General features: G+C 53.6%; 10 protein-coding genes. All 10 read left to right on the top strand.

Features of this window, described 5'->3' with window-relative positions; genetic code table 11:
• On the top strand, positions 1 to 233 hold a 233-nt coding region (locus C5O24_RS02380), incomplete at its 5' end, for a hypothetical protein (RefSeq protein WP_205961047.1).
• 80 nt (positions 234 to 313) lie between these two features.
• The gene (locus tag C5O24_RS02375; protein WP_161553768.1) at positions 314 to 2,029 is read left to right on the top strand and encodes a tetratricopeptide repeat protein; all 1,716 of its coding nucleotides are present in this window, start codon (positions 314 to 316) and stop codon (positions 2,027 to 2,029) included.
• Positions 2,030 to 2,417: 388 nt separating this feature from the next.
• Positions 2,418 to 2,609: a hypothetical protein gene (locus C5O24_RS02370; protein ID WP_107681395.1), complete on the top strand. Its 192-nt coding sequence runs from the start codon at positions 2,418 to 2,420 to the stop codon at positions 2,607 to 2,609.
• Positions 2,610 to 2,659: 50 nt separating this feature from the next.
• On the top strand, positions 2,660 to 3,337 hold the full coding sequence (locus C5O24_RS02365) for an acylneuraminate cytidylyltransferase family protein (RefSeq protein ID WP_107681394.1): 678 nt from the start codon (positions 2,660 to 2,662) through the stop codon (positions 3,335 to 3,337).
• Positions 3,338 to 3,372: 35 nt separating this feature from the next.
• Positions 3,373 to 3,675 (top strand): hypothetical protein, encoded by a 303-nt coding sequence (locus C5O24_RS13735; RefSeq protein ID WP_133165438.1) that lies wholly within the window; start codon positions 3,373 to 3,375, stop codon positions 3,673 to 3,675.
• A 20-nt stretch (positions 3,676 to 3,695) separates the two neighbouring features.
• Positions 3,696 to 5,003: a radical SAM/SPASM domain-containing protein gene (locus tag C5O24_RS02360; RefSeq protein ID WP_107037027.1), complete on the top strand. Its 1,308-nt coding sequence runs from the start codon at positions 3,696 to 3,698 to the stop codon at positions 5,001 to 5,003.
• Between the two features lie 245 nt (positions 5,004 to 5,248).
• A complete protein-coding gene (locus tag C5O24_RS02355; protein WP_133165437.1) occupies positions 5,249 to 8,158 on the top strand; it encodes a porin family protein in 2,910 nt (969 codons plus the stop codon).
• 4 nt (positions 8,159 to 8,162) lie between these two features.
• The gene (locus tag C5O24_RS02350; RefSeq protein ID WP_107681392.1) at positions 8,163 to 9,467 is read left to right on the top strand and encodes a glycosyltransferase family protein; all 1,305 of its coding nucleotides are present in this window, start codon (positions 8,163 to 8,165) and stop codon (positions 9,465 to 9,467) included.
• Between the two features lie 45 nt (positions 9,468 to 9,512).
• Entirely contained in the window at positions 9,513 to 12,401 is a 2,889-nt protein-coding gene (locus C5O24_RS02345; protein WP_133165436.1) for a peptidase associated/transthyretin-like domain-containing protein, read from the top strand.
• Complete coding sequence (locus tag C5O24_RS02340) at positions 12,398 to 13,711, top strand: hypothetical protein (protein WP_107681390.1); 1,314 nt, start codon at positions 12,398 to 12,400, stop codon at positions 13,709 to 13,711. The genes C5O24_RS02345 and C5O24_RS02340 overlap by 4 nt, the downstream gene beginning before the upstream one ends.
• The last annotated feature ends 1 nt before the right edge of the window (position 13,712 follow it).

The raw sequence follows: 13,712 nt of genomic DNA, 5'->3' as shown, positions 1-13,712 counted from the left end.
ATTCGTCGACCATCATGGAGTGTCTGGCCCACGGATGCTGCCCGCTCGTGTTCAACCCCACGCCCCGATGGCGCTATACCCCCGACCTCGAAGCCGAAAGCATCGGATTTATCTCCACCACGCCCGACGAGTTTTTCGACCGACTCCCCCGCGCCCTCGCCCACCGCATCGCGCCGACCACTGTCGCCCGATGGATCGCACCGCCAAGATGTGAGAGCCAGACAGCTGACTAAGGAATTGTCTAAATCAGCAGCGACTCGTTTTTTGCGCATTGAGGATAAATGATTATCTTTGCGGCATGAGGATCAATGCCATGAACCGCACATTACTACTCATAATCACCACCATTGCGATCATTGCCTGCGGATGCACCCGCCAGCATCCATCCGACCCGCGGCTGCAACGCCTGACGCTGAGCGTCGACACCGAGCCGCAAGCTGCCATCGACTCGCTCGCTGCCATCGACCCGGCGACACTCGGCGACTATGACCGGCACTACTATAATTTCCTCACTGTCAAAGCCCGTGACAAGGCCTACATCGTCCACACCTCCGACAGCCTGATACTCGACGTCATCAACCACTTCGGACGCTCCCCGAAGATGGCGGAGGCGCTCTACTACGCCGGACGCGTCTACTCCGACCTCGGAGACTACCCCACCGCACTCCGATACTTCCACGACGCACTCGACCGCATTTCCGACAACCCGGAAGACAATAACATTCTGCGAGCCAGTATAGCCAGTCAGACAGCACGGTTAATGTTGAACCTGCGAATGTACTCAAAAGCGCTTCCGTTTGCAGAAACAGCGTTGAAATGCAGTCTGAACACCGGGGACTCAATATGCTCAATATACGACAGAACACTCATTGGCAACATAATGGTGCGCACAGGAAATTTCGGGGAGGCTGAAAAGCACTATATTAAAGCACTCAACGTTGCTCGGAATACAAGCACGAAGGATACAATAGAAGCCCTGTCGGAACTTGGAACTCTACAATATGAGAGTCACAATTATCAGAAATCTTACGAAATATTGAGTAAACTGCATGATCAGGCCGAAGTCAATGAGGTGAATTACATACTCGCATATCTTGCTAAATCATGCCTAAAGCTACACAGGGGCGAGGATGCTGCACAATATGCTAAAGAAATGCTGCAAACCGGCTCAGAGAACAATCTACGTATCGCATACTATATACTTGTGCAACCAGAAGTCAGGCAATATCTTGATCCAGACTCCATTGACTATTATTTTGACAAGTATCTTGAAATAACGGAGAGCCACTACAATGCCCACGAACAACAGTCTGCAATTATTCAGGCCTCTATGTATGACTATTCGCTCCACGAAAGAATGCGCCAGCAAACTGAGAATAAAAAACGTACACTGTCGATCATACTGGCTGTTACCATCTCTGCATTGATGGGCGCGTTTGGTATGATTATGTATCTTCGTTACCGCTATCAAAAATCGAAGACAGATCTTCTTGACGTCAACTATCGGCTTAATCTATTGAATAAAGCATGCTCAATAAAATCATCAAACACACATCACGCTGACGATACATCACAATCGGAAGATAATATTAACGATGACCAAGAAATTACAGAATACCGAAACGAATTGAATGAATATATCCGGTCGCTAGACCAACTATCGAAAAAACGGTATTCAATTCCAGAAAGCATTCTTTGTTCCGAGGTCTATGCCAAACTGAAGAATGCCATATCTCAGAACAAGACATTAAATGACAACGATCCGATTTGGGACGAGCTTCATGAGTTGATCAAAAAAGTATCACCCGATTTTGATAAAAAAATCCGCACTCTTTCAAGTGGAAGGATTAACATAGAGGAACTACACACCATTTTTCTCATAAAAGCAGGAGTCAGACCATCAGATCAATGTAAACTGTTCGGACGCCACGCATCTACAATCACATTCCGACGCACATCCATCGGAAAAAAAATAATGTGTGGAAAACTCAACCCTTCATTAGTTGACACACTTATTCAAAATCTTTGAATACTTACCAACAGCCATTGGCCATATAAGTATCGCCCCGAGAACACCCACGCTACAATTCTGATATTCTAATGTTTAACCCCAACTAAAATTTCACCAAACAAAAACTAAATAAAAACTAAAGTCTATATCTGCTGACTATCCTTGAAAATCTGATACATTCGCATCTGTAATAATAAAACAATACAGAAGCATGACGCAACGCATCTTATTTGGGGTTATATGCCTCCTCGGATCATTAATGTTTTCCGTTGCAGCCGAAACGCCAGTAACTCTTTTTCCGGAGTCGGCTCCAGAGACAACAGATCCTATTCCTGATACCAAAGACAAAGGGCATCGCACTGCTCCACGACCCGTTGTATGCATCATCGACACGAAAGCGCACACGATGACGAGTGCCTCGGACAAGGTCAACAACGCCGACACCTTCGAAATATGGGACGCCGACGGGCTGGCCTGCCTACAGGTATTCGACAATAAAGAGACATTTATAGGCGCGCTCGCTTCATCCTCAAGCCAGACCGTTGTGATCAAACTGCGTGGCGACGGATACACGCTGACAGGACACATCGATCTCTGACACCTGACAGATTTCCTCTTCACGATCGCCTCAAAAAACTGACAGCCGATATGCCGCGACTGATTTACCTCATACCCATACGCAAAGGAAGCAAGGGTGTGCCCCACAAGAACATGAAGATTCTTGGTGGAAAGCCTCTCGTGGCATGGGTTGTGGACGCGATCACGGCTTCGCACACCGCCGCCGAGATATGGGTGGCCACCGACGACGACCGAGCAGAGCGATATCTCGCAGAGGCGAAGCCACACGTGAGGGTCTACCGACGCAGCGCGGAGTCGGCCACCGACACCGCGCCGGTAATTGAAGTGGTCAGAGAGTTTATCGACGCTATCCGACCCGCTCCAGACGATATGCTCGTGCTCGCACAGGCCACATCGCCCTTCACATCGCCCGACGACTTCCGGCGGCTGCGACAATCCATCGACGCCGCAAAGGCCGACTCCTACATAGCCTGCCTGCGGACAAAACGCTTCGTCTGGAATCACGACGGAACACCCGCAAGCTACCGGCTCGACGCCAAGCCGATGCGTCAGGCATTCAGCGGCACGCTCATCGAAACCGGCGCTTTCTATGCGTCGTCGGTCGGAGCCATCGAACGATCAAGCTCGCTGCTGTCGGGACGCATCGAGATTGTGGAAACATCGCCGGGCACCGACGTTGACATCGACGAATCCATCGACTGGCTCAAAGCAGAGGCTTTGGCTAAAGCCATCACGATGATTCAATAATCAACCCAATTATCAACATATAAAACTTTCAAATCATGAAGACTGAAAAATTCCAGTTCATCGAACTGCCCAAACCGGAGATTACAATCTCCGAGTTCGGGATGTCAGAGATTCTAGGCGGAACCTTATGCACTCATTACATTGTATGTGTAGGAACCTCTTCCGACAAAAAATATGATGGAACCTGCAATCCTGGAAGTTACCGCCCGGATTTGGATTGTCATGGCAATCCGATTGGTTGCGAAGGAGGGTTATTCTGCTCAAGTTATTTCCAGCCCTGTATAGGCAATTTGCAAACCACGGATTGTCCCAATTTTTGCGCGGATAAATTCAAATAAACAATTACCTCGATCTTTATATGCTGTCGAAGTATAATGTATTGTTTGACCGGGAGGGCAAGCATCTGCTCTACAACTCTCTGTCAAATTCTTTCGTAGAGCTGTCGGACGAAATGTCCGACGCTCTGCGAAACATGATTGAGCGCAACGAGGTCGATCCGAATGCCGACAAGGACTTGCTTGATATGCTGCGCCAGATCAAAGCGATCGACGTGGACGACGAGTATGAGATCCGGAAGGTGAAATTCCACGTGATGAACGGACGGTTTGACAAAACACGTCTGTCGGTGACGATCAATCCTACACTTGCATGTAATTTCGCATGCCCTTACTGCTTCGAGAAAGATAAGCCGCAGGTGTTCATGACCGACAATACGGAACAGGCCATAGTGGACTTCGTCGGCCGGCACAACGGCATGACGCACCTGAGCGTCACATGGTTCGGCGGCGAGCCGCTGCTCGGATTCGAGCGCATAAAGAGCCTGACCCGCAGATTCCTCGACATGGGCATCAGTTATTCGGCAGGAATGATCACCAACGGCTATCTCATCACCGAAGAAATGGCAAAAAGCTTTGAGGCACTGAAAATCAATTCGGTGCAGATCACCATCGACGGCATGCGCGAGCGGCACGACTCACGTCGCTGTCTGAAAAACGGCGGACCGACTTTCGACAGGATAATCGAGTCGCTGAAACTATTGTCGGAGCATGCGCCCAAGACACGGGTCACGGTCAGAATCAACGTCGATGAAAACAACCATACCGACTATCCGGCTCTGAAAACGTATCTGGCAGATCTGGGACTCCGCAATGTGTTCCTCTCGCCCGGATTCACCTCCGATACCACCGGTACCGGCTATGACTGTATCTTCGACAAGATGAAGCGTCATCAGTTCTACGTGGATATGGTCAGACTTCACGGCTACGACACCAAGCCCTTCTTCCCGATGAATCCGCGCTCGGAATGCGCCGTCAGAAACAGCGCTTCATGTGTCATCGGCCCCGAAGGCGAGCTCTACAAATGCTGGAATGACGTCGGCAACCCCGAGAAAGTGTACGGAAACCTGAAAGATGGCATCAGCGACCAAAATCTTCTGATGGATTATCTGACTGAAGCCGATCCGCTCGAAAACGAAGAGTGCCGGGAGTGTCTGCTCTTCCCGGTGTGCAACGGCGGATGTCCTTATGACCGCATACAGCGACTTCAGCAGGGACGCCCGGAGAACGACTGTCCGATCATGAAGTCGGGCATCGAGGATTATCTATGGCTTCACTACAACTGTCTGAAACAGCATGCCGGAAGCGGGAAGGAATCTTCGGAGCATTAAAATTTCCCGACGTTGATCGATTTTATGGGCGCGCTATTGCAGATTAGATGTTCTTTGGTTAATTTAGTGCCGGATATCTGTGCAGCATAATCTCCATGAGAAAAGCGCCGGACTCCGGCGACAATGTGCGTGTGTTACGGCGGCTATCAACCGATCTACGTTGCGATCCGAGTCTGCTCCACCTATATTCCAACCCTTAAATTCACCAACCATTTATTATCCATTTCAAACCATCAACCACAGCCATGACGACTAAAAGACTCGCTGCAATAGTCATTGCATGCTGCGCCACGATCTTTGCGGCCTCAGCCCAGCAACAGATGCTCACCATACTGATGCATGTCAAGGAAGGATTCGGCAACACGTATCTCGACAAAGGACTGACCATGACGGTGACTGATGCCGCCACGGGCGACACCATCATGATACCCGGAGCCGACGGCAAGCCCGTTCCGGCTGTGTTTGACGCTTCGCAACGATATGTGGGACAGCACTGGTCTACCGGTGTTTATCCTGTGGACGTGAAGGTGCCGCGCGCCAAGGGACGGTATATCATTCTGGTGTCGTATCCGGAGTATGAAACGGAGGAGGTGCCGCTGGTGATAGAGCACATCGGCTCCCGCGAGAACGAACGCAAGCTCCCCGACGTGACGCTCTACAAAGCCCGAAGCCGCAAGCTCGACGAGGTGACCGTAACCGCCTCGAAAGTGAAATTCTACCATAAGGGCGACACACTGGTGTACAACGCCGACGCTTTCAGCCTGGCTCACGGATCTATGCTCGACGCCCTCGTGGAGCAGCTGCCGGGTGTAGAGATCCGCGAGGGCGGTCAGATCTATGTCAACGGCAAATATGTGGAGAGCCTCATGCTCAACGGCAAGGACTTCTTCAAGGGCGACAACACACTTATGCTCAACAACCTCGGAGCATATACCGTGAAAGACATCGCCGTCTACGACAAATATGGCGAGACAAGCCGACTGGCAAACCGTCAGCTCGAAAACGACAAGCAGTATGTGATGGACGTCAGGCTCAAGAAAGAATACGCCAAAGGCTATATACTCAATCTGGAGGCCGGCGGAGGCACATCGTCGCGCTATATGGGGCGTATGTTCGGCATGTGGTTCACCAACCGGTCGCGCCTGACGCTCATCGGAGCCGTCAACAATGTCAACGACAGCCGTCAGCCAGGCAAGACCAGCTCCTGGACTATGACACGCAATCCGGGCGACTTCCGCACAAAGACCGGAGGCCTCGACTATATGGTCAGCGCGGAGGACGGCAAATGGGAGACCAGCGGCAATACTACCATAGAACACACGCGCGCGCTCAACACCTCCACAACCGACCGAACTAACTTCCTCTCCGGAGGCGACACCTACGAGCGGATCATGAGCCGGCAACTCGGCCACGACCTGAAGATCAGCACTTCCAACGGATTCAGCCTTAAGCCGGAGGGAAAATCTCTCCATATCGGCCAAAGCCTGAATTACCGCAAGGACGACCAGCGGGGAGGCTCATTCTCGGCGGCATTCAACCGGGAGTTCGAGGAGTCGACCCGCAAGATACTCGAATATGTCTACTCGGGCCAGACCGGATCGTTTGGCGACCATGTGATCAACACTGTGCTCAACGAAAACCTCCACCGCGGCCATACGCTCGACGCAGGAGGCAATATCTCGGGGAACATGAAGATGCCCTATTCGCCTGATCTTTTAGGATTCTTTGCCTATGGCAACTATAAGGAAAAGAGATATGACGACTTCAGACTCTACGACATCAACTTTGCCGAAACAGGATCCTCAACCGTCGACAACCAGTATATCCGCAACCGTCCCGACCGCGAGCATGAATTAAATGCCGGCATCACTTACAATTATCTCTATTCCCCCGAAGGATCACTGGAGGTAAAGCCTTGCTGGACCTACATGCACTCGCGCCGCAACTCAGCGCTCTATCGGCTTGACCGCCTCTCCGACGCCGGCATGTTCGGGAATCTGCCCGCCGACTACGAAGCTGCGCTTGATCCCGACCAGTCAAACGTCAGTCACGAGTACTCCAACACGACCCAGGCCATATTATTCTGGATGCACAACAAGAAGCTCACTGAATCGAAGCAGATGAGGCTGACAGCCTCCGGAGCCATCAAAGTCGACTGGCGTCACCTCGACTACCGACAGGGAGCAACGAACAGCGCCATCTCGCGACGCGACGCGGAGATAGAGATCGGACAGGCCGGAGCTACATACATGGCCGGAACGAATACTTTCAAGCTCCTCTATAACCGCCACATCGACTACGTGCCGCTCAACCGCCTCGTGGATATCACCGACAGCCGCGACCCGATGAACATATTCCGTGGCGCACCCTCGCTCAAGAACGCTGCTACCAACGGCTTGAATTTCCAATGGATGAAAATGGTCTGGGGGCGTCACCGCTGGTCAGAAAACGTCGATCTGAACTTCCGGTGGATCGACAACGCCCTTGTCAGCGGCTACACCTACGACCCGGCTACAGGTGTGCGCACCTACAGCATGTATAATACCTCAGGCAACTGGCAGGGAACGGCATCACACGGATTCAACAAGAATTTCGGACCGACCGACCAGTTTTCAGTAGGAGCCAACACCGACGCCACCTACGGCAAGTCGGCCGACATGGTGGGATACGGTGAAGCCGCAGTAGAGCGCACCTGGGTGAAGAATCTCACTCTCGGTCAAGGCCTGAAACTGACATACATGAAAGGGCGCAACTACATCACCCTCAACGGACGCGTCGACTGGCGCGACACGCGCGGCAACCGCGACGGATTCAATAATTTTTCGGCCACAACACTGCAGTACGGGCTCACCGGACTCGTCAACCTGCCCAAATCCATCACATTATCCACCGACCTCACCGCCTACACACGCCGGGGATATTCCGATCCGTCGCTCAACACCACCGACGTAGTATGGAACGCACGGATCAGCTATGCCATCCCGGGAGGCAAATGGGTGATAATGCTCGACGGTTTCGACCTGCTCCATCAGCTCAGCAACGTCAGCTACAACGTCAACGCTCAGGGACGCACCGAAACATACACCAACGTGCTTCCCCGCTACGCCATGCTCCACGTGCAATACCGCCTCAATATCCAGCCCAAGAAGCGCTGACTCTATGGATGACGAACGCTATTTCACGGAGTTTTTCGAAACGCTCAAAGCTAAAACCCGCAGCTGGATTCAATCAATCGGACGCCATACGCATCTGGGGCCATACGACCTGTCGTCGGGACTTGGCAACTACATCTACTACATGCATCTGCCTCTCAGAGATACCTACTGCGGCATGCGTAAAAGCGGAATATCCTCATCCGAAGCCATTGATCGACTCGTCGATCTGAAGATGCCGTCAGAGATAGATCTATCGGACGATGCCATAACTTCCGAACCGGAGTTAAACGATTGCGCACGTCAATGGGAAGCGATGCTGCAGCCGCTGAAAGGGAGCAAAGTGTACTATGCCAATTCCAGCCGTATGGCCGAGTATCTGCTGCCATTTCTGCGCAGAGAAAAGGATGGAGCCACGCTTGTGACCGAGAGCGAGATCAGACATGACGCGCTCGATCTGCCGTCGGGCATCACAGTATTGAAATTCGTCGATTCGGGTTGTCGCCTTTATCGCAACAAATTTCTGGAACGGTATGTGCCACGTTTTTTCTCTCATGCTTCCACTCTGCTGCTTTTGGATCATCTTCTGCAGCCGGAGGAATTTTATTGCGTATGCGGATGCCACACCCAATCGAAGATCTGGGCGGCCGCGTTCAATGCGCGCGGAGGAACGTCGGTATGCTATCAACACGGATGGCCGGCATTCATGCATGCCGGATTTGTCGACATGCCCTACACGCGCATGATTACATGGGGAGATGAGTTCAACCGCTTATGGCACAAATATAATCCGCAGATGGAGTGCCTGACGGGCGGATACCCCTATCCGATCGAAGCCGAAGGAAGCCACCACAGCGTGACATTCTTCCTGCAGAAGCCCTACTTCGTCAGCTCCCACAGAATGGTCGGGCAGATGTATGACCTGATTGTAGCCACAGCCCTCCGATATCCCGACATGACGATACAGTACCGGCTCCACCCTGAGTCGCAGATCGACTATCACATCAGGCATCGCCTCGACTCGCTTCCCAACGTCGTGGACGTCACCGACCGGCCACTGCACGAAGTCTACGCTGCCACACGGGTGGCCGTATCGCACTATTCGTCGACCATCATGGAGTGTCTGGCCCACGGATGCTGCCCGCTCGTGTTCAACCCCACGCCCCGATGGCGCTATACCCCCGACCTCGAAGCCGAAAGCATCGGATTTATCTCCACCACGCCCGATGAGTTTTTCGACCGACTCCCCCGCGCCCTCGCCCACCGCATCGAGCCTACTACCGTCGCCCGATGGATCGCACCCCTTACGTAAACGAATATTGAAGACTATATTTAAGAAATAACCATATTAAATAATATGCGAAAAATTGTATTTGTAATTGTGTCTATGCTGGCGGCGGTGAGCGCGAGAGCCGACGAGCCGAAGCTATCGCTGAAGGGCAACGTCTACGAGGCGACGTTCGGAGCCGGAATAGTCAATGCCAAGGTGTATCTTCTTGACTCTCTGGGCGTGGCCATCGACTCTACGAAGACCGGCCGGACTTCGACAAAAGTCAACGGCCAGTGGAAACAGAATCCCGACTTCGAGCTGAAAGTGCCACGCACTCCGGCGCGCTACACTATCGAGGTCAACTACAAGGGATTTGAGCCGGGATTCCAGTCGGTAACAATAGGCAAACTCGGCTCACGCGAAACAGAGCGCGGGCTTCCCGACATAACGCTGCGCCGCGAGGCTAAAAAGCTCGACGAAGTGACGGTGACGGCCACTAAGGTGAAGTTCTACAATCGCGGCGACACGCTGGTGTACAATGCCGACGCTTTCATGCTCGCCGAAGGCTCGATGCTCGACGCGCTGATACAGCAGCTGCCGGGAGTGGAGCTGAAAGATGACGGACGGATATTCGTCAACGGCAAGTACGTGGAGAGCCTGCTGCTCAACGGGCGCCAGTTTATGGACAACAACAACCGCCTGCTTCTCGACAACCTCGGGGCATATACCGTGAAAGATATCGCCGTCTACGACAAGCTGAGCGACCGCAGCTTATTTCTGGGACAGGATAAAGACAACGGCGAGACGCGCTACGTGATGGACGTGCGCATGAAAAAGGAGTTTATGGGCAACTACCTGGCCAATGTGGAGGCCGGCTACGGCTCGGCCGACCGCTATCTGGGGCGCTTCTTCCTGTCGAGATCCGACACACGGACGCAATACGTGCTCTTCGGCAATATCAACAACCTCAATGACCGCCGGCGTCCCGGGCAAAGCAGCAACTGGACCCCGGAGGACATGGAGTCGGGACTGCGCAGGGAGAAAACCATAGGCGGACAGTATGAGGTGACACAAAGCGGATCGAATCCATGGAAATTCAACGGCAATTTCTCGCTCAACCACACCTCGCAGGACGATGAAACGTTTACCGACCGCACGAATTTCCTGCCCAGCGGAAACACCTACAACTATACGTTCAACAATCTGCGCAACCGCAATCTCAACTTCAATACATTTCATTCAACCCACAAACAGACCCGCAGGATATTCTTCAGCGCCAAAGTCAGCGGCCGTATCAACCGTAGCGACTACCGCCAGAGCGTAGTTTCTGGCACATTCGCCGACAGGCAGGAATCGGTCACGCGCCAATGGCTCGCCGACATCTACGCCACCGGCAGCGAAGCCACCCTTTCAGCTATCATCAACCGGTCGATACAGACCGACTCGATGAGAAACAATCTGTGGTCGGTGAACGGCGATGCTTCAATCACCTACAAGTTCTCCCAGAACCCCGACAACATGTATATCTGGGTCAAAGGAGGCTATACCGGCCAGACTCCCGACCGCTACAATGACCAAAGGATCAACTTCGGCAGCTCACCGGCAGCCGAACGCACCATGCAGATATTCCGCAACCACCCCGCCCACGAATATTATATAAAACCGATATTCAGCTACTGCTACAATTTCTCCGACAACGGCAATATCCAGCCTGAATACACATTCACCTACACCCACCGCCGCAACGACTCGCGGCTGTTCAATCCGGAGGATCCGGCCGCCGACATGACTTTCGACGCTCCGATGTCGCTCGATCAGGCCAACAGCTACTATCAGCTCGACAAGACTCTGACACACACCGTAGGATTCCGGTCGTCACAGGTATTCAGAGGCGACGGACATTTCTGGCGGATAATGCTCGGCCCGACACTCGGATTCAACACCCAGCATCTCGACTATACCCAGGCCGGACAGGCCATAAGGAAGACACGCCACTCCATGCAGTTCACCGACAGCTGGACCGAGGTGAAATACGGCTTCGGCGCATATTCCAACCGGTGGGGCGGCAAAGATTACCGCAACATGCTCATACTGAAATTTGAGTCTCAGGCACAGATGCCCGACATGCGCTATCTCGTCGACATCCCCAACACCTCCGACCCGCTGACCATACTGCTCGGAGCGCCCTCGCTCAAAAACCAGCATGATCTCCAGTGGAATCTGCGCTATGAGCTGACTCCGCAGAATGGCCGCATAATGGAGGCTGCCCGGATCTACTACCGCCTGCTCACCAACGCACTCGTCAGGGGCTACAGCTACGACACCCGCACGGGAGTGCGCACCATACGCTCCTACAACACCTCGGGCAACTGGGAAACCGGAGCGATGAACAGCTTCATGCTGCCGCTCGACAAGGCCCGCAAGCTGACACTGGCGGCCACAAGCGAGGTGAAATACGGCCATGCCACCGACGTGATAGGCACCGACGACCAGGCTCCGGCGCCGTTCACCGTCAGAAACCTCGTGGGAAGCCAGCGGCTACGCCTCACATGGGGTGCCGCCGAATGGCTCAACCTCACCGGCAAAGCCAACCTGCAGCTGCGCCACACAAGCTCCGAACGACCCGACTTCAGCAACATCGACGCATTCGACGCCAACTACGGCGTGGTAGCCACAGTGAAATTCACCAAGAACTTCTCGCTGTCGACCGACATGACGCTCTTCACCCGAAACGGCTACGACACTCCGGTGATGAACAACTCCGACTGGGTGTGGAACGCCCGCCTGGCCTACACTTTCGACCGCGGCCGGTGGACCCTCATGCTCGACGGCTTCGACCTGCTCCGTCAGCTCAACTCGGTGCAATATGCAGTCAACGCACAGGGACGCACCGTCAGATATGTCAACACGCTTCCGAGATTCTTCCTTTTCCACGCACAGTATAAGATAAACATCATGCCCAAGAAACGGAAATGACCTCGTCTGACGACCGTATAGTGCGTTTTCACGACGAACTGACAGCGTGGCTTGACCGACAGCTCGACGCACAGTCTGAAAAATTGCTCTGGGGACATCGCGATGTCGCCAGAGCAGTTTTCAATTACCTCTGGTATTCCCACCTGCAACTTCGCGAGGGCTACATGCACCACGGAGGCAAGGACTATCTCGACCGGATCACCCTGAACATCCCTGCGCCACCCGACGGCCACCGCGCCATGATAGAGAGCGATCTTGCCGGCCATCCGTGGCGCGGGACGCTCGAAGCGTTTCATGACCATATACTGGTGTATGCCGACAATCCGCGCCACATCCGCCATCTGCTCCCAGTCATGAGGTTTTTCAAGGAGCGTGAGCAGCCTGTGGTGTTGCTGACCCGTACAGAGGATCTGCCCGACGAAGTGGCCTGCGAACAGATCAGGCCGCTATACTTCACCCCGATGATATCGCAGGCCGTCACAACTTCCGGACTGGCGGGAATAAGCCGTGAACTGGCAGCATTCACCCACACGCTTCTATGCTACATACAGTGGATGCGCCCCAAGGCGATGATATGCTGCGACGGATGCCAGACGCAGTATCAGCTTGCAGCGATCTACTGCCGCAGACTCGGCATTCCGGCGATCTGCTGTCAGCTCGGATGGCCAGGATTTATCCATGCCGGATTCCGCCAGCTCCCCTACTCCCACTTCCTGACATGGGGTGAGGCGTTCAGCTTCCTGCTGGGCGAAGCCTCCCCGCTGACAGGATTTCACGCCATAGGCCGACTGGAGCCAGTTGACAGCCAAGGAAGCCACGACGCCATCACCTTTTTCATGCAGGCACCGGTGTTCGTATCGTCGGAGGAGTATCACGCCCGCTTCCTGAAGCTTGTCGAAGCCACGGCACAACGCTATCCATCCCGGCGTATAATCGTCAGGCCTCATCCCGAATACGACGACACCGCCCGCACATCCGCGACCGCCGCCACACACCGCAACATAACGATAGACACCGCTCCGCTGACAGCCAACACCTACCGCATGACCGACATTGCCGTTTCGATGTTCTCGTCGTGCCTGGTCGAATCGGCTGCATTCGGCTGCGTGCCGCTGATGTTCAATCCCACATCGGGATTTGAATACCCACTGCTGCCTGAGGAGCTGAAGACCCGCGACGAGGAGAGCTTTTTCGACCGGCTCGATGACATCATGCAGCATCCGGGCGGCAGATGCGCCACCGGTCACATACAGTATTCGGGCAAGGAGTGTCTTGCGAGATTTGCCGCATCAATCCAATCGATCATCTGAC

Source organism: Paramuribaculum intestinale, from assembly GCF_003024925.1.
GTDB classification, from domain to species: Bacteria; Bacteroidota; Bacteroidia; order Bacteroidales; family Muribaculaceae; genus Paramuribaculum; species Paramuribaculum intestinale.
The sequence above is the reverse complement of the archived record's forward strand: the minus strand, read 5'-3'. Positions and strand labels throughout refer to the sequence as shown.